Source organism: Erwinia psidii, from assembly GCF_003846135.1.
Lineage (GTDB): Bacteria > Pseudomonadota > Gammaproteobacteria > Enterobacterales > Enterobacteriaceae > Erwinia > Erwinia psidii.
The window spans coordinates 123,986-145,773 of the sequence record NZ_RHHM01000012.1; the positions used below are offsets into that span (position 1 = coordinate 123,986).

Below are 21,788 nucleotides of genomic sequence, written 5' to 3' on the forward strand. Positions count from 1 at the left end.
TTAATGCTGGTCAGAGAGTGTCGCCACCATCACCGCTTTGATGGTATGGAGCCGGTTTTCTGCCTGATCGAACACCACGCTGTGCCCAGATTCAAAAACCTCATCAGTCACTTCCATGCCGCCGTGCAAATCATATTGCTCTGCCATCTGTTGGCCCAGTGTGGTCTGGTCATCGTGTAAGGCGGGCAGGCAGTGCAGGAACTTCACCTGAGGATTGCCGGTCAGCCTCAGCATTTCGCTGTTAACCTGATAGGGCCGCAGCAGGGCGATGCGACTCTGCCAGACCTCTTTTGGTTCACCCATTGACACCCATACATCGGTATAGATGAAATCGGCACCGTTCACGCCCCCGGCGATATCCTCAGTCAGGGTTATTTTACCACCGGTTTTCTCTGCCGCTTTACGGCATTCCTCCACCAGTTTTGCATCCGGCCAACAGCTTTTTGGTGCTACCAGGCGAAGATCGAGGCCAACCAGTGCCGCCGCTTCCAGCATGGTGTTGCCCATATTGTTGTGGGCATCACCGACGTACGCAAACGTCATTTCACTGAATGCTTTCTCTGGCAGATGTTCCTGCATGGTCAGCAGATCGGCCAGTAACTGAGTGGGGTGAAATTCATTGGTCAGGCCGTTCCATACCGGCACACCGGCATGTTGCGCCAGGGATTCAACCAGTTCCTGGCCGTGGCCGCGATACTGAATACCGTCATACATCCTTCCCAGTACCCGGGCGGTATCCTTCATTGATTCTTTATGGCCAATCTGGCTGCCGCTTGGGCCAAGATAAGTGACATTAGCGCCCTGATCGTAAGCGGCAACTTCGAAAGAGCATCGGGTGCGTGTCGAGTCTTTTTCGAAGATGAGCGCGATATTTTTACCTTTCAGATAGGGGGTTTCCTCACCATTTTTCCTGGCCTTTTTTAACCTGGCGGCCAGCGCCAGCAGGGCGGTAATTTGCGCTGGGGTAAAATCCAGTAGCCTGAGAAAATGGCGTTTATATAACTGACTCATACAGCACTCCGGTGTGCAAAATTGAATTAAAATTCAATTTAACCGTATGAATATGCATTTTCAACCCCGAAATACAGAAACTTTTTGATAAAGGTAGAGGCGCGAAGGGCACTGTGGGAAAATAACCGCAAGAGCAGCCACAAACTGAGGACAGGATCATGGCAAATGAAGCATTGCTGGAAGAGCAACGCGAAGAGACGCGACTGATTATTGAAGAATTACTGGACGATGGCAGCGACCCGGACGCACTTTACACCATTGAGCATCATTTTTCCTGTGCCAACTTTGATGCGCTGGAAAAAGCGGCGGTAGAAGCGTTCAAATTAGGTTATGAAGTCACCGATGCCGAAGAGCTGGAACTGGAAGACGGCAGTAAAGTAATGTGTTGCGATATCCTGAGCGAATCCGCGTTGAAAGCGGAGCTTATTGACGCTCAGGTCGAGCAACTGGTCAACCTTGTCGCTATGTTTAATGTTGACTACGATGGTTGGGGAACTTATTTCGAAGACCCGGATGCGGAAGAAGAAGAGGACGAGGAAGAAGGTGACTACCTGAAAGATGCCGATGACAATGGGGTTCGTCACTAAGCCTTCGCAACATTACTGGCGGCAGCACATCGTGCTGTTTCCCACGGTGCCGGGCAACCTGTGTCCCGGTCACCGACTCCACCGTTATGTCCTGAACGCGACGAAATCGCTAGCCCTATGAATATTGATCTTCTTCTTGGCCCTGTTAACGCCTTTTTACTGTGCCGTACGCCGCAGGCGTGGCTCGACGAAGCACGTAAACCTGAAAATTTACCGTTGCTGTTAACCGATCATCTGGTCTGTGAGCTGAAAGCCGCGCAGACCGCCATGTGGCTAATTCGTAAATACGTCGCCGATGGTGAAAGCGGCGATGCGCTGCTTGCCTGGCTGAAGCCGTGGGAGCAGTTTGTTCACAGTGGTGACAGCGATATGACCTTTCTGGCAGAGCATAAAGGACTGTCAAAAATGATCATCAGTCGTGCAGATGTCAGCTATGGTGATACGCTGGTAGACAAAATGATCTTGCTGATAAAAGAAGAGCTACACCACTTTTATCAGGTGATGGAAATCATGCAGGTGCGCAATATCCCTTATGTCAAAATTACCGCAAGTCGCTATGCCAAACGGCTGCTTGGTGAGGTGGCCACCCATGAACCGCAGACGCTGGTGGATAAACTGATTTGTGGTGCCTACATTGAAGCGCGATCCTGTGAACGGTTTGCCAGTCTTGCACCGTATCTGGACGAAGCGCTATCTGCCTTTTATATCTCATTACTGCGTTCAGAAGCACGTCATTACCAGGATTATCTGGCGCTGGCTGCACAGATTTCCCCTGTCGATATTTCTCATCGGGTGAGAAAAATTGGTGAGACGGAAGCCTGCTTAATTAACGAACCGGATAACGAACTGCGTTTTCATAGCGGAGTGCCTGCATGGCAGTAGTGAAATTACACTGAATGCAATCTGAGATATTTACCCTGAATAATGGATGTAGGTAACATGTTTTTTAACTATTGTGTAGAGGCGGGATTTATTATTATTAGTGTAATTAACCTCGTAATTAAATAAAAGCTTCTGCATGGTCTGATTTTTTTTTGAGTACCAGATCACAATAGATAACTCTCTTCCTTTTTTCATGACATCCTGGTATGTATGTTTCCGAACAGATATCAGGGTTGTTACTTCGGGCAAAACCTGGTTCACTCACTTCAGTTTTTTGGCTGAAAAAAGTGGATCAGGTTTTTTCATTTTTAACGTTCCAGTCCGTTAGCCAGGAAAGTAATGTCAGCAGATCATCACCAAAGGTGAGGGATATCTTCTGAGTGACTTTTTTGTAAAGGAATATGAAATGAAAAAAAGGATGGTTTTTTGTATTACGCTCCCGACTTTATTATCAGGAACACCCGCAGAGGCACAGAATATTTACAACATAACACTATCTCAAAAGAATAAATTGCTGAACGAGACGCATCTGGATCTGACCCTGCGTAATCACTGGAAGCATTTAAAAGAGAATGAGGCACAGCCGACAGCGGTGCATAATGCATGGGGACAGGCCGCTAATGTCAATTTACAATCCGGTTACCTGTGGAATGTTATCGGCGTCGATGCGACATGGACCCGCGCCGTCAGGGTGGGCGCGAGCGATTACTTCTCAACACGCGGCCTGCTGTATAACCAGGGTGAAGGCATTGAATCAAGCAATCTGGCTGAAAGCTATCAGCAGGTTGCGGAACGCATGACCAGTATCATTATGCAAATTGCCCGCGATGCCCGGGAGCAGGGCGGGGGAAACGTGCTGGTGGTGTCACATGGTATGGCGGTTATTAAAGGAGCTGGGAGATACCACGCTTAATCACCCGTTGAGCAATGCCAGCGTCACCAAATTGCGTTATACCGATGAGGGACAATTCGTTATCGAGTCGATTAATGATATGCACTACGTACAAAGCGATTTATAAATTGCGCAGCATGGTTACTTCGCAGTCCACATGCCCGGTGCATCCCATCGGGCTGTCAATGTGCTTAAAACCAAGATGTTCATACAGGCGTATGGCGCGGGTCAGGGAGGCGGTGGTTTCAAGGTAGCAACGTTTAAAGCCGCGAACGCGTGCGAATTCCATGGCCTGCATCGCCAGCTCTCTCGCTATTCCCATTCCGCGCACCGGGGGCATAAAGTACATTTTTTGTAGTTCGCAAATGTCAACATCGCTGCACAGCAGCGGGGCTACGCCACCGCCGCCCATGATCGTGCCATCCTGTTCCACCACCCAGTAAGCGCTGTCCGGTTTGTTGTATAGTTCGAACAACCGATCAAGGTTGGGGTCGGCCACGGTGAAGCCCTTGTCGGCCGTCAGACCAAACTCGGCGGAAACGTCGCGGATGACGCGGGCGATATGAGGATTGTCAGAGGGGCGCAGAAGGCGAACCTGTATTTTTACTGAAGGGATATGGATCATAATACGGTGTCATTTACGGGGTGTATGGCAGATGTAATAACATCTCATCACGGTAGTTGCAATCATCCGTTGAACATAATTTTTAGTGCTGACATGGTATTATTCGTTTAAAGGAATGGATGTTGAAAGTCTCTGATTTACCTGAGTGATAAGTTGTAATCATTTTTAACCAGTGGAAAGCGTTTCAACGATCGATAAAGTCAGTATTCACTGGCTTGATTATATAAAAAATATCGCTGACATCAGCGAAAAATCCCAGGGTGGCGTTCTTTAGCTGTATAAGATATTACTGAATTAATTAGTAAAGGCATGATCCGATATTATCATTAATAACGTGGTTAATTATAATGCCCAAAGCATGCTGATGTAATGTGTTGGGAAATAATTAAAGCAGCGGGAAGATATGGAAATCTTTTAAAGATAAAAAAATTTTTTTTAAAACTGAACAAACCTGTTGCCCTGAGAAGGTGTTTTCGGACCCTGCAAATAATGCTGTGTATCTGCCACCGCATTATGGGCGATCGTTCAGATGGTCACCGGGCGGTGGCCGGTGTGGATTGCGTAACCCGCTCTTTAACGGCATCCGTGACTTCAGATATCAGCGCCTGAGACACATTTACGTCGTATCGTCACACAGCACTGTTTCAGACAAACCGCCGTTGCGGGTGTATGTGCCTTATACTGGCAAACACAATTTAAGTTACCGGTTTCCGGTCCTACTGACAGCGGACCGGGTAACTGCCACAGCGTATATTTTCAACATCTGTCTCAATCGTCGGATCATTTAAAACGTTGGCCTCATGTCGTCTGCTGCACTTTACATTTTTAATGTGCAGGAGTAACTAACAGTATATAGCAACTGGTTTTAAACAGGCCTGTGAAAAAAATCGTCAGACAGCGCACCGGGCTGATAGTGACTCAGAAGCGTCATTACCAGAAAATTTAAAAACACCATAATTAAGCAAGTTGTCTTACACTAAAAAATTAGCCATGGAATATTGTCTGCTATCTGACTGTACGTCATGGTGTTTATTAATTGTCCTGGTAAATGGACAATATTTAGTATTGCACCGTTATAAAATCCTTCTTATGATCATTAGAAAGCGGTAAACAGAGAATGGCAATATTGAGCGATTAAATATATTTATTAATCTGGTCTGTAACCAAGGGTAAAAAATGAATAAAATTACCTCACGACAACACAGATTATTACGGTTCCTGTTACAACAACAGAAATACACCACATTCCTGAATCTGGCAGAGCATTTTTCCGTGTCAGAAAAAACCATTCAGCGCGATCTGAATATAATTAATAATTATCTCGCCGAGTGGAATGTTCGGGTGGATAAAAAAGTTGGGACGGGTGTTATGCTGGCGGCTGAGAATACAGTCGATCTTTTACAACTGGAACAGAAAATTAATGGAGAAAATGACGAGGTGGTTATTATGGGGCATGCCCGCCGGATAAAAATAGCCTCTCAGTTATTGAGTGAAACCCCAAAAGAAACCTCAATCAACAAGCTTTCAGAGCGCTATTTTATTAGCAATGCTTCTATCGTTAATGATTTAAAAATTATTGAACACTGGATAACCCCACTGGGATTACAGCTGATTCGCAGCCAAAGTGGCACCCATATTAAAGGTAGTGAAAATAATGTGCGCCAGGCGATGGCCGCACTGATTAACGAGCTGATGAATCACCAGATGCCAGGCACTGTGAACCATTCACGGCTGGATCCCAGCAGTCATAAAGCGTTAGTTCAGTATTTTGGCGAGAACGATGTTACTTTTGTGCAGGCTATGTTACAGGAAATGGAACAGGCGCTGGCATACCCTTTGGGAGAGCCTTACTACATCAATATTTTTACCCATATACTGATCATGATGTACCGCCGTACCAGGGGAAATTTACTGGATAATCCTGCCCATGCTTCCCGGCAGCATGTGGAAGATCCGGTATTTTCTGTCGCGGAGAAAATGGTGGTAAAAATCGAACAACATATTGGCTTACCATTACCTGAAGATGAGGTGTGGTTTATTTACCAATACATTATTTCATCCGGCATACTGGTCGTTGAAAATCACAACATCAGCTTATTGCATCCCGAACCTTTTAGCCATGAGACACGTGATATTACCCTGCATTTGGTGACGCGTTTTTCACAGTTAGTCAATATTGAGCTTGGTCAGGATCAACAACTATATGATGGGCTGACAGTGCATATACGGCCACTAATCAACAGGCTTCAATATAATATTATCATTCGTAACTTATTACTGGATGATATTAAAAATGAACTGCCAGATGTTTATCATCTCACCCGTATTGCCGTGGAAGATGTTTTTATCAGCTATACACATCGGGCAGTGTCGGATGATGAAGTGGGTTATCTGGCTGTGCATTTCCAGGCGGCTATTGAACGCCAAATTACCCACAAGCGTGTGTTGCTGGTGTGTTCTACTGGCGTAGGCACAGCACACTTGCTAAAAAGTCGCATTTTGCGGGCGTTTCCCGACTGGGAAATCGTTGCAGCGGTTCCCTCTGATATTTTGCAAAGCGCCAGTCGGCAACTGGCACCTGACCTGGTGATTTCAACTGTTCATGTGCCGGAGATTGAAACGCCAGTGGTGTATGTTACGGCGTTTCTTAATGATGCGGATCTTCAGCGGGTGACTGAAAAATTAATAACGGAGAAACTACATCAGGCCAGAAATGCATATGTTTTTACTCAATCTTAACTCGACGTCAGTAAAGGTGGTTTATGAATATTACAGAAATACTTAATGCAAGAAATGTGAAATTAAATATGGTTGCCAGAAATAAAAAACAAGCAATTGAAGAGTTAACGGACTTATTATTGCAGGATGGTTCTGTGACTAACCGGGATGACTTTATTCGTGATGTCTGGCGACGCGAGGCTCAGGGGTCGACCGGATTTGAAAACCATATTGCGATCCCACATGGTAAATCATCGGCAGTAAGCCATACTACATTGGCCATAGGACGTACCCAACATGAAATACCTTGGGAAAGCCTGGATGGCAGTGATATCCGCTGCATTATTTTATTTGCTGTTCGCCTGGAGGATCAAAATACACCTCATATTCGTTTATTAACCCAGGTTTCCAGTGCACTGGCAGATGATAAAGTGATAGCCTCATTACTGGTGGAGAATAACCCGGAAAATATTATCAATATATTCAGTAAGTATGCCTGAATATATTTAATGCTAATTTATCTCTGTTCAGACTGGTTTTTGCCAGCTACAGGAATCATGAACTAATTATCGGGGGTATTATGAATATTGTCGGCGTTTCAGCATGTACGGTTGGAATTGCACATACTTATATTGCACAAAAGAAAATTGAAGCAGCAGCAAAAAAAGCCGGGGATAATGTAAAAATAGAGACTCAGGGAACGATTGGCATTGAGAATGCTTTGACCGACGAGGAAATTTCACAGGCCGATGTGGTCCTGCTGGCTGTTGATGTGAATATTTCCGGCGAACAGCGATTCATCGGTAAGAAAGTTGTTAAAGTGACCACGGAAACGGCAATTAAATCACCAAATAAACTGATCGAGAAATTACACGAATTAGTTAATAAATAATTTAACACTAAGCGTTATTGAAAAATAACTAAGGATTTATTCATGAGAATTGCAGGCATATGGCAGGCAGCAAATCCGAAAGGTCATCTGCTTACCGCTATCTCATTCCTGATTCCTGTTGTCTGTGGTGCCGGCTTTATTATTGCTATCGGTATGGCTTTTGGAGGGACAGTACAGGATGTGCTGGTACCCGGCAAATTTGATTTGTGGCAGGTGTTAACCACTCTGGGAGCAAAAGCGCTCGGACTTTTACCGGTTGTGATTGCGTGTGGGATTTCCGGTTCGATTGCCGGTAAGCCAGGCATTGCACCAGGCTTTATTGTCGGTCTGGCGGCGAACTCTGTCAGTGCCGGATTTATAGGTGGCATGATCGGTGGTTATCTTTCCGGTTATATCGCACTGGCTATCATTAAAAATGTTAAGGTACCCGGCTGGGCGAAAGGATTAATGCCAACATTGATTGTTCCTTTTTTCGCATCCATTATCAGCGGTCTGACCATGGTTTATATTATTGGCATCCCTGTTGGTATATTTACCGATGCGTTGACCTCTTTTTTGAGGAGCATGGGCACCTCGTCTAATCTGATTGCCGGCGCAGTTATTGGGGCTCTGTGTATTGTTGATTTTGGTGGCCCCATCAATAAGACATGCTTTGCATTTGTTTTGACGCTTCAGGCTCAGGGGATTAATGAACCCATTACAGCACTTCAGTTAGTCAATACTGCGACACCGATCGGCTTTGGATTAGCCTGGTTTATTGCCCGTCTGCTGCGGAAGAATATTTACAACAAGGAAGAAATCGAAACGCTAAAATCGGCTGTCCCTATGGGCATAGTCAATATCGTTGAGGGCGCTATCCCAATTGTTATGAACGATATCGTTCGTGGTATCGCTGCTGCCGCAATCGGCGGAGCCTGTGGTGGTGCGGTCACCATGGTGTATGGTGCTGACGCGACTGTCCCTTTTGGTGGCGTCCTGATGATCCCAACGATGTCGCATCCGATGGCCGGCGTTATGGCATTGCTGGTCAATATTTTTGTCACTGGCATGGTGTATGCGGTTATCAAAAAAGAAGTTCCTCGTGATGTTATTACCGATACCGATAAGCAAGAGGAAGATATCAAAATGGATGATATTAAAATCTACTGACGTCTGCTCCATTATTGCCTGACGCATTTATATCAGCACGTTAAGGTGCTATCTGATAATCACCGGCATTATTGACAGGTTAACGGCTGTGGCTGTTGCTTGCGGTGAATATCCGGGAGGCGACAATATCTTAAAAAGGTGTTATGCCACTATCGGGTTAAAAGGGCATGGGATGAACTGCCGGGCGTTTTTTCTCAGGGGATGCTGTCTCCGTTCTGCCTGATATTTCTTCTCTGTTAATCACAAATACGGCACCTGATGTAACAACGTTTGATAACGCGGATATTGCTGTCACTGGTACAGTGACCTGATATATAACCGCTCCGTTTTTCCAGGTGATTCGGCATAAAATTTATTAAGGATACGGCCATGAGAGCGAAATTTTCTCCATCACTGATGTGTATGGATTTGACTCTGTTTAAAGAGCAGATCACCGCAATGAATTCAAAAGCAGATTTTTATCACGTTGATATTATGGATGGAAGTTATGTTCGTAACATTACGTTATCGCCATTCTTTATCGAAAATCTCAGAAGAATAACCAGAGTTCCCATTGATGTTCATCTTATGGTGAATCACCCTGAGGATATTATTCCTCTGTGTCTGGATGCCGGGGCAGATATCATCAGTTTCCACCCGGAAACTGCCGGTAATAAAATATTCCGCTTACTGAATACAATAAAGAATGCAGGCAGGAGATGCGGTGTCGTTCTTAACCCTGCAACCCCCGTGGAAAGTATTAAAGAATATGCCCATCTGCTTGATAAAATCACCGTTATGTCAGTAGAACCGGGATTTGCCGGGCAGGAATTTATTCCCGGAACACTGAATAAGATCAAACAACTGATTAGCATGCGAGAAGAGAACGGACACCATTATCTGACGGAAATCGATGGGGCATGTAACGAAAAGACGTTCAGACAGATATCGGAATCTGGCGTTGATGTTTATATTGTCGGGGCATCGGGATTATTTTCATTAGATAAAGAGGTAAGCCAGGCCTGGAATAAGATGATTGACATCTACACCCGCGAAACAGTCACCTTTTCATGACTAAGGCGTCTCTCTGCGAGATGAAAGTGTTGAGATTAGCAACGCTGCGATCTTTGTAAAAGTGCTGTATTTTTGACGCCGGCCAGGGATGATGCATGTCTGAATCTGCCTGGAACCGTGGGGAACAGGCCCGTCAACCTTTTATAAGAAAGCGCTAAATAACCGCGTTTGCTACCGCTACAGTAACCGGTTTTGGAATCTGTCCAGTCAGAAGTGAAGGCCCGCAAGTCCATATGGTGACCGGATTTCTTACCTCCAGAGCAGCAACCCTTGGCAAAAAGTGGAGCACCGTTGCGCGCAGCTATTCAGCGAAGGGAAGTAAGCGCCCGGCGATCACCCCATCATTTGGTTGTCACCACATAATGCATCAATAAAAAAACCCGGCGAGACGCTCTCAACCGGGCCTTGTTGCAGGGTGATAACTGCTTAAAGCGCTGCGATAACCGCCTGCTGCTCAATCAGTTTTACTTTCGCCTGTTCAAACCCGGTCATACGCTCACGCTCTTTCGCCACAACGTCCGCAGGTGCGCGGGAGACAAAACCTTCATTTGAAAGCTTACTTTCGATCTTGCCGATTTCCACTTCCAGTTTGGCTACTTCTTTCGCCAGACGCTCCAGTTCGGCCGTTTTGTCCACCAGGCCTGCCATCGGGATCAGCAGCTCCGCACCGTCGATGATTTTGGTGACAGAAACCGGACCTTTCTCGTTCGCCGCCAGACAGGTGAGGCTCTCCAGACGCGCCAGCGTTTTCAGGAAGTTGTGGTTGTCGTTGACACGACGAACCACCTCAGCACTTGAGCCGCGTAACAGCACATCCAGCGGTTTGGCTGGCGACAGATTCATCTCCGCACGGATATTGCGCACGGCAACGATAGCCTGCTTCAACCATTCAGTATCATTGAGCGCGGCGTCATCCACCTGTGCCGCGTCCCAGGCTGGTATCGGCTGTAACATGATGGTGTCGCCAGTGATGCCTTTTAACACCTTAACGCGTTGCCAGATGGTTTCGGTGATAAACGGAATGACTGGATGCGCCAGACGTAACAGCGCTTCCAGCACCTCTACCAGCGTGTTGCGCGTGCCGCGCAGCTCTGCTGCCGAACCGCTGTTCATTACCGGTTTGGTCAGCTCCAGATACCAGTCACAGAACTGATTCCAGGTGAACTCATACAAAATGTTCGCAGCAATATCAAAACGATAGCTGTCCAGCGCGTCGCGGTATGCTTTCACCGTCCGGTTGAACTCGGCACGGATCCAGCGATCGGCCAGCGACAGCACCTTTTCACCGCCGTTGAAACCGCAATCCTGATCTTCGGTGTTCATCAGCACGAAGCGGCTGGCGTTCCACAACTTATTACAGAAGTTGCGATAGCCTTCCAGTCGTTTCATGTCCCAGTTGATGTCGCGGCCGGTCGAGGCCAGCGCCGCCAGCGTGAAGCGCAGGGCATCGGTGCCGTGCGGTTCAATGCCGTTCGGGAACTGTTTCTCAGTGCGCTTACGGATTTTCTCCGCCAGCTGTGGTTGCATCATGTTGCCGGTACGTTTCTCCAGCAAATCTTCCAGCGAAATGCCGTCGACCATATCCAGCGGATCGATGACGTTGCCTTTTGATTTCGACATTTTCTGACCTTCCTCATCGCGGATCAGACCGGTCATGTAGACGGTCTTAAACGGCACCTGAGGTTTGCCGTCTTCATCTTTGATAAAGTGCATGGTCAGCATGATCATGCGGGCTATCCAGAAGAAGATGATGTCAAAGCCGCTGACCAGTACGCTGGTGGGATGGAAGGTGCTCAGGTCCGGCGTTTTTTCAGGCCAGCCCAGCGTGGAGAAGGTCCACAGGCCGGAGGAGAACCAGGTATCCAGCACGTCTTCGTCCTGGTTCAGCACCACGTCGGCAGCCAGATTGTTTTCAGCACGCACTTCTTCTTCGCTACGACCAACATAGACGTTGCCCGCGGCATCATACCAGGCCGGAATGCGGTGTCCCCACCACAGCTGGCGGGAAATACACCAGTCCTGAATATCACGCATCCAGGAGAAGTACATGTTTTCGTACTGCTTCGGGACAAACTGGATATCACCCTGTTCAACGGCTTCCACCGCCACTTTGGCCAGCGGCGCGGTGCGCACATACCACTGGTCGGTCAGCATAGGTTCAATCACCACCCCGCCACGGTCGCCGTAGGGCACGGTCAGGTCGTGCGGCTTTACTTCGGCCAGCAAACCCAGTGCGTCCACCGCTGCCACAATGGCTTTACGGGCAGCGAAACGCTCCAGTTTCTGGAATTCAGCTGGGATCGTCGCATCGTAAATATCAGAGTCTTCGCCGTTGCAGTCGTATACCTGGGCCACGTCACGGATATCACCGTCGAAGGTCAGAATATTGATCATCGGCAACTTGTGACGGCGGCCCACTTCATAGTCGTTGAAGTCGTGCGCCGGGGTGATTTTCACGCAGCCGGTGCCTTTCTCCATATCGGCATGTTCGTCGCCGACAATCGGAATACGGCGGTTTACAAACGGCAGCAGCACAAACTTGCCAATCAAATCCTGGTAACGTGGATCGTTCGGGTTGACCGCCACGCCAGTATCACCGAGTACGGTTTCGGGACGGGTGGTTGCCACCACCAGATAATCTTTGCCATCGGCAGTTTTCGCGCCATCGGCCAGTGGATAGCGGATATGCCACATGGCGCCTTTGGACTCGCGGTTTTCCACTTCCAGATCGGAAATCGCCGTGCGCAGTTTGGGATCCCAGTTTACCAGGCGCTTGCCACGGTAAATCAGATCCTCTTTATAGAGTCGAACAAAGACTTCTTTTACGGCGTTGGAAAGGCCTTCATCCATGGTGAAGCGTTCCCGCTCCCAGTCCACGGAGTTACCAAGGCGGCGCATCTGACGGGTGATGGTGCCGCCTGATTCTGCTTTCCACTGCCAGATTTTCTCGATAAACGCATCGCGACCGTAATCCTGGCGCGTTTTGCCTTCTTCAGCCGCGATTTTGCGTTCAACCACCATTTGGGTGGCGATACCTGCATGGTCAGTCCCCGCCTGCCACAGGGTGTTTTTCCCCTGCATACGCTGGTAGCGGATCATGGTGTCCATGATGGTTTGCTGGAAGGCGTGACCCATATGCAAGCTGCCGGTAACGTTCGGCGGCGGGATCATAATGCAGAAGCTCTCCTGGCTGGTGTCACCATTAGGCTTAAACCAGCCCTGCCGTTCCCAGTGTTCGTAAAGCGGCTGCTCGATATCTTGCGGGTTATATGTCTTTTCCATTTCTGCTATGTCGTTGGGGGCGTCGGCGTTGCCGTATTCAAGAGGAATCCAACGCTGCGATACGCTTTGTAGCGGTCGCGCGCCAGCTGTTTCAAAGATGCTTCATAGGGCACGAAGTCTATCACTTCATGGAAAGCGGTAGCAAAATCTGCAAACTGTGGTAGCAGACTGATCAGCAAATCTCGCGGCGCGTTACCCCGGCGCTGTGGCCAGGCCAGTTCCACCGGCGCGCCGTATTTTGGCCCTTCACCGGCAAGGTTATGTGGCACAAAGGCGCTGGCGGGGCGCTGCCATAAAGCTTCATCAAGGCGGATTGCCTGTGCTTCATCTTCACAGGCAATCAGCACCCGCGCACCACTTCGCCAGCGTGCCTCAGCCAGATCGCAGACCAGCGCCTCAAGGGCGCTGATCCCGCCCACCGGCGTATCGGTTTCCAGAAGCCAGAAGGTGGCGGTTTTCATTGATTAATCGTCGCCGTTGAGACCGGCACGATTCAACAGGAACTGTGACAGCAGCGCCACCGGACGTCCGGTGGCGCCTTTTGCTTTGCCGGAGCGCCAGGCGGTTCCGGCAATATCCAGATGCGCCCAGTTATATTTACGGGTAAAGCGGGCCAGGAAACAGGCTGCAGTGATCGCCCCACCGGGACGCCCGCCAATATTGGCCATATCAGCAAAATTGGAGTCCAGCTGATCCTGATACTCATCCGCCATTGGCAGACGCCAGGCGCGATCGCCGGCTTGCTCAGATGCGCCGATCAGTTCGTGTGCCAGCGGGTTATGATTCGACGTCAGCGCGCTGATATGGTGACCCAGCGCAATCACGCAGGCGCCGGTCAGCGTGGCCACATCAATAACCACTTCAGGATCAAAACGCTCAACGTAGGTCAGCGCATCGCATAAGACAAGGCGGCCTTCCGCATCCGTATTCAGTACTTCCACGGTCTGGCCGGACATGGTGGTCAGTACGTCCCCTGGGCGATAGGACCGACCGCCTGGCATATTTTCACAGCCTGCCAGTACGCCCACCACATTCAGCGGCAGGTTCAGCTCGGCTACCATGCGCATCACGCCATAAACGGAGGCGGCTCCGCACATGTCGTACTTCATCTCGTCCATCGCTTCGGCTGGCTTGATTGAGATACCGCCGGAGTCAAAGGTGACGCCTTTCCCCACCAGGACGATGGGTTTGCTTTCCGGGTCAGGGCTGCCTTTGTATTCAATCACCGACATCAGCGATTCGTTCTGGGAGCCATGGCCCACGGCGAGGTAGGCATTCATGCCCAGCTCTTTCATCTGCTGCTCACCAATAACGCGCGTGGTGATGTTCTTACTCCATGCATCCGCCAGCTGGCGTGCTTGGGAGGCGAGATAAGCGGCATTACAAATATTTGGCGGCATATTGCCGAGATCTTTCGCGGCTTTTATCCCCGCTGCAACGGCCAGACCGTGCTGTATGGCACGTTCACCACTGGTTAGTTCGCGGCGGGTGGGGACATTGAACACCATTTTGCGTAGCGGACGACGCGGCTCAATTTTGTTGCTTTTGAGTTGATCAAAGCAGTACAGCGTCTCTTTCGAGGTTTCGACTGCCTGGCGTACTTTCCAGTAAGTGTTACGCCCCTTCACATGCAGTTCGGTAAGGAAACAGACGGCTTCCATCGAACCGGTGTCATTGAGCGTGTTAATGCTTTTCTGGATGACCTGTTTATATTGACGTTCATCCAGCTCACGTTCTTTTCCGCATCCGATGAGCAAAATACGTTCAGAAAGGATATTAGGCACATGGTGCAGCAGTAGGGTCTGACCGACTTTACCTTCCAGTTCGCCGCGGCGTAGCAGCGCGCTGATGTAGCCGTCGCTGATTTTATCCAGCTGTTCAGCAATGGGTGATAACCGGCGCGGCTCAAATACCCCGACCACTATGCAGGCACTGCGCTGTTTCTCTGGACTACCGCTTTTTACACTGAACTCCATGTACTCTCCTGAATCTTAAAGACAACAGCGTTTGCTGCGGCTAGAATGTGACGCTTGTGTTGTCCGTGCAATACCGGGCAACATGCCGTTAGCATAACGAGTATCAGATTTGGTTTCGGGTGATTATCCTGAATTTACATCGGATAAAATAATTTTTTACATCACCAGAACACGATTATTGTCATACTAACTTAGCTATGACCGTTGCCATCACTAAGAAAAATGGCGTATAAGCGATGAAACTAGCTATTTTCCCGCAAAAAGACAAGTTTTCACAGGCGTACTCAGTGTGATCATCATTAGATATCTGGTTAGGGAAACCCTCAAAAGCCAGCTGGCAATCCTGTTTATCCTGTTACTCATCTTCTTTTGTCAGAAGCTGGTCAGGATCCTGGGTGCGGCAGCGGATGGTGAGATCCCCACAAATTTAGTTCTGACATTATTAGGCCTTGGCGTTCCCGATATGGCACAGCTGATCCTGCCACTCAGCCTGTTTCTGGCCATTTTAATGACGCTTGGGCGGCTGTACACGGAGAGTGAAATTACCGTGATGCATGCCTGTGGCCTGGGCAAGTCGGTACTGGTCAAGGCGGCGATGGTGTTGATGCTGTTTACCGCGGTAGTGGCGGCGGCTAACGTTGCCTGGCTGGGACCGTGGTCGGCGCGCTACCAAAATGAGGTGACGAAAAACGCCAAGGCTAACCCAGGGGCCGCCGCACTGGCCGCTGGGCAATTCCAGCAGTCTGGCGATGGTCAGTCGGTGATGTTTATCGAAAACGTGAAAGGGAATGATTTTGGTAATGTCTTTCTGGCACAGCTCCGGCCCAAGGGCAATGCCCGCCCGTCGGTGGTGCTGGCTGACAAAGGCCATATGAGCCAGCGCGCTGATGGCTCTCAGATTGTCACTCTGGATAAAGGGACGCGCTTTGAAGGTACGGCGATGCTGCGTGATTTCCGCATTACCGATTTTGAAAACTACCAGGCGATTATTGGTCATCAGGAAGTGATACTGGACCCTAATGATGCTCAGCAGATGGGGTTCAGCGCATTGCGACATTCCCAAAATCCTGAGTTCATTAGTGAACTGCACTGGCGCTTTACCCTTATTTTCTCTGTACTGGTGATGGCGCTGATGGTGGTGCCGTTGAGCGTGGTCAACCCGCGTCAGGGTCGCGTCCTGTCAATGGTGCCCGCCATGTTGTTGTATCTGGTCTTCTTCCTGCTGCAAAGTTCGCTGCGTTCCAGCGGTTCAAAAGGACGCCTCGATCCCGCTGTCTGGATGTGGGTGGTAAACCTTGGCTATCTGGCGCTGGCAGTGATGCTTAATCTGTGGGATACCGTGCCGTTGAGGCGTATTCGCGCCCGCTTCAGTAAGGGAGGCTCAGTCTGATGTTTGGCGTACTCGACAGATACATCGGCAAAACTATTTTTAACACCATCATGGCGACGCTGTTTATGCTGGTGTCGCTCTCCGGCATTATTAAGTTTGTCGACCAGTTGCGTAAAACCGGCCAGGGGGATTACACCGCCCTTGGTGCCGGGTTGTACACCATCCTTAGCGTACCCAAAGATATTGAGATCTTCTTCCCGATGGCAGCACTGCTGGGGGCGCTGCTGGGATTGGGCATGTTGGCACAACGTAGTGAGCTGGTGGTGATGCAGGCATCGGGTTTCACCCGTATGCAAATTGCCGCATCGGTAATGAAAACCGCTATTCCGCTGGTACTGCTGACCATGGCTATCGGTGAATTTGTCGCGCCGCAGGGCGAGCAAATGGCACGTAATTACCGTGCACAGCAGTTGGTGGGGGGATCGTTGCTCTCCACGCAGAATGGCCTTTGGGCAAAAGATGGGGACAGTTTTATCTTCATCGAACGGTTAAAGGATAACAATGAGCTGGCCGGTGTCAGCATTTACAGCTTTAACAAAGCGCGTCGCCTGCAATCGGTTCGCTATGCGGCGGTGGCAAAATACAATGCCGATAAAAAGCTGTGGGATTTGTCAGAAGTCGATGAGTCGATTCTCACCGATCCCAAACAGGTGACGGGGAATCAGACCTTAAGCGGAGAATGGAAAACCACGCTGACGCCCGACAAGCTTGGCGTGGTATCGCTTGACCCGGATTCACTGTCAATCAGTGGTCTGTACAGCTACAGCAAATATCTCAAGCAAAGTGGGCAGGTTGCCGGTCGTTATCAGCTGAATATGTGGAGTAAAATCTTCCAGCCGCTGTCGGTGGCGGTGATGATGCTGATGGCGCTCTCCTTTATCTTTGGCCCTCTGCGTAGCGTGTCGATGGGAATGAGGGTGATTACCGGCATCAGCTTCGGCTTCCTGTTCTACGTGCTGGATCAGATTTTTGGTCCACTGAGCCTGGTGTATAACATCCCACCACTGTTGGGTGCGTTGTTGCCCAGTGCGGCTTTCTTTGCCATCAGTATTTATATGTTGCTTAAGCGGCGGTAGTGCCGGTGTCAGACAGCGGTTGCCGGGATAGCAATTGACGGCGCCATGATGAAAGTCAGCGTCAGGTCGCGGCAACGACAGCGGTGTGCGCAACAAGACCCTGCCAGATGGCGGGGTCTGTGTTTACTGGCTGAGCATCAGAAGCGGTAGTTAACGCCAGCTATACCGCTGTAGTCGGTGCGGAAGGTGCCGCCAACGCTGCTCCGGGCTTTCATCTCTAACGACCATTTATCCGCAATTTTGCCCTCTGTTCCTACATGGAAGCGGTAACGGTTATCCGATAATGCAGCGAATTCGCGGCGGGACTGGCTGTCTGACAGCGTAAGGCTGGATCCTGCTTTCCCGGGTGAATACTGATATTCGATACCTGCGGTCACCATTACATCCGAATTGCTCCGCCACAAGCCACCTTTCTTCACTTCCAAACCTGCGGTGGCAAAGTAAGGGGTGCTGGAGCTGAGACCAACCTGTGCCGTGTTGCTTTCGAGCCTGTAGCCAGACAGGTGGCTACCGGTCAGGCCAATATAGGTGGAAATAAACAGCGAGTGTTGATCGACAGCGAACTGATAGCCGCTTTTAACACTTCCTGAGAGGATATGGCTGTTCGCTTTACCGTGGTGAATACCCAACAGCGGATCAAAAGTCAGATCCTGGCTAAGGTGCATATAGCGGGCAGCGGTATCAATAAACCAGCCTGCCGGGGATGACCATGAATAATCAGCACCTGCGCTTGCCAGATGGTGCGTTACCTGTCCGTTACCTTTGGTTTTTCCCATGGTGTATCCGGCATTAAAGCCAAACATCTGCTGTCCCTGCACGGTGTCCCAGCCGAGATTCAGCGACTGCTGATTCACTTTAAAGCCCTCGAATCTTCCTTTGCCGTGCTCAACTGACACCCAGTCACCGCTTTTTTCCGGTGAGTTACGCAGTAGCGAGGCACGGCCATGCAGCTGGCTTATTGCTTCGCTAAAGACATACTGTCGGGAGGCCAGCAATAAGCGGGTATGACGAACCAATGGCTTATTGTCCCTGATGGTAAACCAGCCAGACGGTTTACCATCAGTTGGGTCAGCCGGTGTTTCAGCTTCTGCCGGTATTTCCGCTACGCCAGCGTCTTCAGACTCAGCCGGGGACTCAGGTTCTGGCGATGTTTCCGCTACGCTGGCGTCTTCAGACTCAGCCGGTGTTTCAGCTTCTGGCGATGTTTCCGCTATGCTGGCGTCTTCAGACTCAGCCGGGGACTCAGGTTCTGCCTCGGCGTTATGGGCCAGCACCCATTGCACGCGGTCATCTTTTTCGATCACCCGGTAGTCCGGGGTATACAGGCTGAAGCCGCTGGCAACCGACGGTACGGTAAAGTAATCATGCGCCGTACCCGCAGGGGCATCAAGCAGTACAATATCATTCAGCAATTGCACCGATTCATCAGAAGTGGTCAGCACGCTGATATCCAGAGTGTTACTGCTGCCGGTAGCAGTATTCACAATTGTCACTCTGTCGCCCTGTTCGTTCGCAGGAGAAGCGGCCAGGCTGATACTCAGACCTGTGGCATCCAGCGAATCAACAGTGAGCTCCGCCGGTGACCAGGTTGTGCCTTCTGCGGCAAGCAAGGAGATCGTGGAACCCGGCAGCGCTTTTAAATAGCTGACGCTGCTGTTGCCGGTCAATTGCCAGTAAGCACCGGAATTCATGGTCATGGTGCTGGTGGTCGTGCTGCTGATTGCTCCCTCGTAATTAACCTTCCCCAGATACAGACTGGTATTGTCGCCCAGCGTGATATTGCCGGATACGGTGCTGGCGGTCAGCGCAGCAAGTTCAGTGGCACTGCGTACCGGCTGACTGCAGGTGGTGGTATCAGTATTAATCACCGAATAGCAGCGCCAGATTTTGTCAGTATCTGAAGTACTGGTGTTGTAGCCCAGCATTACCTGTGAGGAATCCCCCGCCACGATATCTGCCTGGACCTGGGCATATTCTCCGACTTGCAGAGTACTGCCTTCATTAACGGCAATCTGGTTAGCGCTAAAGAGGGCGGTAGCCCAGTCATCATCTTCTACCAGGCCGCCAGCATGAGGGACAGGCTGGCCGGAGAGCAGAACGGTTCCCTGCGACACGGCCAGGTTACCCTTCAGGTCCATCCCGCCGGTTAACGCCGTTATGGCTGAAGAGCCGGGCGTATCCACATTAACGTTCAGCACACCGCTGCTGTCGCTGTCGCCGAGGAAGCCGCGAAAGACTGTCTGGTTAAGCTGGGCCAGACGGTAGTCGATTGCTGCACTGGCATCGGTCCCTAAATATGTCCAGATTGCGGTGCTGCTTTTATCGGTAGGGAAATACCAGTAGGAAGACTCGTTGAGCTGAAAGTACTCGGTCTCTTTGGTATAGGGATTGGGATAGATATAAATCGACCCGACCGTGCCTCGCGGATTACTCTCGCTGAATGTCTGAAAAGAGACGTCTGCACTGCTGTAGCCAGTCAGGTTAAGTATTGCAGCTTGCGTGGTGTTGTGGTTCACCAGCGTGGCACCGCTGTCAGTATGATTGATTTGTTTAAACGACAGGCTGTTGCCATTGAGATCGAGTTTACCTCCCCGGTAACCAAAGAAGATATGCTCTGTCGCGACCTGCTCTGCGTCATTCAGAACGACCGTCGGGCGTCCGCTAACTAAAGTCACTGAAGAGAATGCCTGTTTATTGCCGTCAGCATCGGCTTGCTGATCCAGTACCACCGTACCGTCACCGGTATTCAGACCGCCGCCATTAATGCCTGTGGCATTGACATACAGCGTTCCCGCACCGATTTTATGCAGATCATCACCGGCCAGCCCGTTAACCTGCCACTGCACGGTTTTGTCTGCATCGACGTCGATACCGCCACCCGTCCAGCTGCTGTTGGCGCCATCGGCGGATATCACCTGATAATTATTGGAGAACTGAAGTTTGCCAGCGCCCATGTTAACTGACTGAGCAAGCAGCAGCGTACCGCCATCGCCGTTAAAACGCAGATCTTTACTGGCATCAAGTGCTTCATTTGTCGCCTCGCTGGGGAGTAGGGTGTCCACTCCGTGCCATTCCCAGCTGTTCGTGCCCTGAGTGATGTCGGAGGCCCCCCAATAGATCGTGCCATCGTTACTGCTGTCGGTGACATCAGGATCGGTATTAGCGGCAATCAGTTGCTGAATAAACGCATCCTGAATATAGATGGAATGTGTATCCAGGCCGTAGGGGTAGGTGCCGGAGATCGTGGCGGTAACACCTGCCAGCTTCCAGATTTTATCGATGTTGTCATAGACCAATACCGGACTGCCACTGTCCCCACCCTGAGCGCCAATATCGAGCGCGGTAACATTGGGATCGTCCGGTGACAAGGTGGTCCAGGTGAGCCGGTTCGTTGAGAAATCAGGGGATAAAATCGTACCACCGGTTCGGTAGTTGTAGGCGCCTGACAGCTGAATAACCGTCTGGGTTTCTGCATCCACCTGTTTCTGGGTACCGGTTCCCACACGGGCATAGTATATGTAGCGGCTGGTGTCTCTCAGTTCCTCACCGGTGACATAAGAAATTGCCGCCGTTTCTGTCACCACTTTGTTTAATCGGGGGGTATGAAAGTCCAGCGAGCCTTCTTCATTACGATTAATTAACGTGTAAGAGGTGCTGTATTTGGCGTTATTGCCAAAGGTAACCGTTTTATAGCCCCCATTGTGCGTTACCCCAGCCACATAAGAGGGTGAGATTAAAGTGGCATAGCCCAGAGAAACGACCACGCCAAAATCAGGAATGGGAAAGTTAAGGGTGCCTGCCAAAGCACCATCGGTGGTATAGACATCAACATCTGTATTTCCCACGGCATATTTACCGAGATTTTCCCCAAAGTCACGATAGTCCTGAAGATTAATATCCTGCCGCATAATCCCGGCGTAAGATGCCGCACAGACAAATAGAGTGCAATAGCATGCAGCGTTTTTTTTCAAAATAATAATCCTTTACATTTATTCCATTTATACATTAATGGTTGAGGTTATGTATTTTATTTTTAACGACTTTATAGCGATTTTCGCTTGTATTAAAAATGATTTTACTGGCGCAGTAAATATAATTATTGGAATGCATGATTTTATGTTGTGAATGGTCTTTCTCTGAAATTTGTTAAAATTTAACTCAATGTCTTTATCCGTATTTTATATGGCGCTTGACCAGCGGTATTTTGATGAAAAAACAGGTTTCTTCCTGGGGGGACGCTGGTTTAATATTTACG

16 protein-coding genes are annotated in these 21,788 nt (G+C 49.7%); 10 read left to right on the forward strand and 6 right to left on the reverse strand.

Going from position 1 to position 21,788, the window contains the following annotated elements:
* Positions 1-1,011, reverse strand: a complete 1,011-nt coding sequence (gene argF, locus EB241_RS15310; protein ID WP_124233979.1) for an ornithine carbamoyltransferase — start codon at positions 1,009-1,011, stop codon at positions 1-3.
* A gap of 158 nt (positions 1,012-1,169) precedes the next feature.
* On the opposite strand from argF, the gene rraB reads away from it, so the two are divergent.
* From rraB to EB241_RS15325, 3 genes are all read left to right on the forward strand, one after another.
* Complete coding sequence (gene rraB, locus EB241_RS15315; protein ID WP_124233980.1) at positions 1,170-1,598, forward strand: ribonuclease E inhibitor RraB; 429 nt, start codon at positions 1,170-1,172, stop codon at positions 1,596-1,598.
* Between the two features lie 117 nt (positions 1,599-1,715).
* On the forward strand, positions 1,716-2,480 hold the full coding sequence (miaE, locus tag EB241_RS15320) for a tRNA isopentenyl-2-thiomethyl-A-37 hydroxylase MiaE (RefSeq protein ID WP_124233981.1): 765 nt from the start codon (positions 1,716-1,718) through the stop codon (positions 2,478-2,480).
* Positions 2,481-2,886: 406 nt separating this feature from the next.
* Positions 2,887-3,393: a histidine phosphatase family protein gene (locus tag EB241_RS15325; protein ID WP_233592621.1), complete on the forward strand. Its 507-nt coding sequence runs from the start codon at positions 2,887-2,889 to the stop codon at positions 3,391-3,393.
* A 100-nt stretch (positions 3,394-3,493) separates the two neighbouring features.
* On the opposite strand, the gene EB241_RS15330 is transcribed toward EB241_RS15325, so the two are convergent.
* The gene (locus tag EB241_RS15330) at positions 3,494-3,997 is read right to left on the reverse strand and encodes a GNAT family N-acetyltransferase (protein ID WP_124233982.1); all 504 of its coding nucleotides are present in this window, start codon (positions 3,995-3,997) and stop codon (positions 3,494-3,496) included.
* Positions 3,998-5,173: 1,176 nt separating this feature from the next.
* Here EB241_RS15330 and EB241_RS15335 point away from each other — a divergent pair.
* From EB241_RS15335 to alsE, 5 genes are all read left to right on the forward strand, one after another.
* Positions 5,174-6,736 carry a BglG family transcription antiterminator gene (locus tag EB241_RS15335; RefSeq protein ID WP_124233983.1) on the forward strand — a complete coding sequence of 521 codons (1,563 nt, stop codon included), beginning with the start codon at positions 5,174-5,176 and terminating at the stop codon, positions 6,734-6,736.
* A gap of 23 nt (positions 6,737-6,759) precedes the next feature.
* Positions 6,760-7,215, forward strand: a complete 456-nt coding sequence (locus EB241_RS15340) for a PTS sugar transporter subunit IIA (RefSeq protein ID WP_124233984.1) — start codon at positions 6,760-6,762, stop codon at positions 7,213-7,215.
* Positions 7,216-7,295: 80 nt separating this feature from the next.
* Positions 7,296-7,607: a PTS fructose transporter subunit IIB gene (locus EB241_RS15345; RefSeq protein ID WP_124233985.1), complete on the forward strand. Its 312-nt coding sequence runs from the start codon at positions 7,296-7,298 to the stop codon at positions 7,605-7,607.
* 42 nt (positions 7,608-7,649) lie between these two features.
* Complete coding sequence (locus EB241_RS15350; RefSeq protein ID WP_124233986.1) at positions 7,650-8,756, forward strand: PTS fructose transporter subunit IIC; 1,107 nt, start codon at positions 7,650-7,652, stop codon at positions 8,754-8,756.
* Positions 8,757-9,125: 369 nt separating this feature from the next.
* Positions 9,126-9,809 carry a D-allulose 6-phosphate 3-epimerase gene (alsE, locus tag EB241_RS15355; protein WP_124233987.1) on the forward strand — a complete coding sequence of 228 codons (684 nt, stop codon included), beginning with the start codon at positions 9,126-9,128 and terminating at the stop codon, positions 9,807-9,809.
* A 426-nt stretch (positions 9,810-10,235) separates the two neighbouring features.
* Here alsE and EB241_RS15360 read toward each other — a convergent pair whose 3' ends face one another.
* Genes EB241_RS15360 through pepA form a run of 3 tightly spaced genes read right to left on the reverse strand, consistent with a single transcriptional unit; the run spans position 10,236 to position 15,067 of the window.
* Complete coding sequence (locus tag EB241_RS15360) at positions 10,236-13,091, reverse strand: valine--tRNA ligase (protein ID WP_124233988.1); 2,856 nt, start codon at positions 13,089-13,091, stop codon at positions 10,236-10,238.
* 5 nt (positions 13,092-13,096) lie between these two features.
* Complete coding sequence (locus EB241_RS15365; protein WP_124233989.1) at positions 13,097-13,552, reverse strand: DNA polymerase III subunit chi; 456 nt, start codon at positions 13,550-13,552, stop codon at positions 13,097-13,099.
* A 3-nt stretch (positions 13,553-13,555) separates the two neighbouring features.
* A complete protein-coding gene (gene pepA / locus EB241_RS15370; RefSeq protein ID WP_124233990.1) occupies positions 13,556-15,067 on the reverse strand; it encodes a leucyl aminopeptidase in 1,512 nt (503 codons plus the stop codon).
* Positions 15,068-15,356: 289 nt separating this feature from the next.
* Here pepA and lptF point away from each other — a divergent pair, with 289 nt between their 5' ends.
* The gene (gene lptF, locus EB241_RS15375; RefSeq protein ID WP_124233991.1) at positions 15,357-16,457 is read left to right on the forward strand and encodes an LPS export ABC transporter permease LptF; all 1,101 of its coding nucleotides are present in this window, start codon (positions 15,357-15,359) and stop codon (positions 16,455-16,457) included.
* A complete protein-coding gene (gene lptG, locus EB241_RS15380; RefSeq protein WP_124233992.1) occupies positions 16,457-17,533 on the forward strand; it encodes an LPS export ABC transporter permease LptG in 1,077 nt (358 codons plus the stop codon). The genes lptF and lptG overlap by 1 nt, the downstream gene beginning before the upstream one ends.
* Positions 17,534-17,670: 137 nt before the next feature.
* Here the strand turns inward: lptG and EB241_RS15385 are convergent, their stop codons facing one another.
* On the reverse strand, positions 17,671-21,504 hold the full coding sequence (locus EB241_RS15385) for a S6 family peptidase (protein ID WP_124233993.1): 3,834 nt from the start codon (positions 21,502-21,504) through the stop codon (positions 17,671-17,673).
* Positions 21,505-21,788: the final 284 nt, after the last annotated feature.

Bases quoted from the DNA above. Each gene is read 5' to 3' on its own strand.
- EB241_RS15360 (WP_124233988.1), bottom strand. From the start codon at position 13,091: ATGGAAAAGACATATAACCCGCAAGATATCGAGCAGCCGCTTTACGAA.
- rraB (WP_124233980.1), top strand. From the start codon at position 1,170: ATGGCAAATGAAGCATTGCTGGAAGAGCAACGCGAAGAGACGCGACTG.
- EB241_RS15345 (WP_124233985.1), top strand. From the start codon at position 7,296: ATGAATATTGTCGGCGTTTCAGCATGTACGGTTGGAATTGCACATACT.
- lptG (WP_124233992.1), top strand. From the start codon at position 16,457: ATGTTTGGCGTACTCGACAGATACATCGGCAAAACTATTTTTAACACC.
- EB241_RS15335 (WP_124233983.1), top strand. From the start codon at position 5,174: ATGAATAAAATTACCTCACGACAACACAGATTATTACGGTTCCTGTTA.
- pepA (WP_124233990.1), bottom strand. From the start codon at position 15,067: ATGGAGTTCAGTGTAAAAAGCGGTAGTCCAGAGAAACAGCGCAGTGCC.
- miaE (WP_124233981.1), top strand. From the start codon at position 1,716: ATGAATATTGATCTTCTTCTTGGCCCTGTTAACGCCTTTTTACTGTGC.
- argF (WP_124233979.1), bottom strand. From the start codon at position 1,011: ATGAGTCAGTTATATAAACGCCATTTTCTCAGGCTACTGGATTTTACC.
- alsE (WP_124233987.1), top strand. From the start codon at position 9,126: ATGAGAGCGAAATTTTCTCCATCACTGATGTGTATGGATTTGACTCTG.
- EB241_RS15325 (WP_233592621.1), top strand. From the start codon at position 2,887: ATGAAAAAAAGGATGGTTTTTTGTATTACGCTCCCGACTTTATTATCA.
- EB241_RS15350 (WP_124233986.1), top strand. From the start codon at position 7,650: ATGAGAATTGCAGGCATATGGCAGGCAGCAAATCCGAAAGGTCATCTG.
- EB241_RS15365 (WP_124233989.1), bottom strand. From the start codon at position 13,552: ATGAAAACCGCCACCTTCTGGCTTCTGGAAACCGATACGCCGGTGGGC.
- EB241_RS15340 (WP_124233984.1), top strand. From the start codon at position 6,760: ATGAATATTACAGAAATACTTAATGCAAGAAATGTGAAATTAAATATG.
- EB241_RS15330 (WP_124233982.1), bottom strand. From the start codon at position 3,997: ATGATCCATATCCCTTCAGTAAAAATACAGGTTCGCCTTCTGCGCCCC.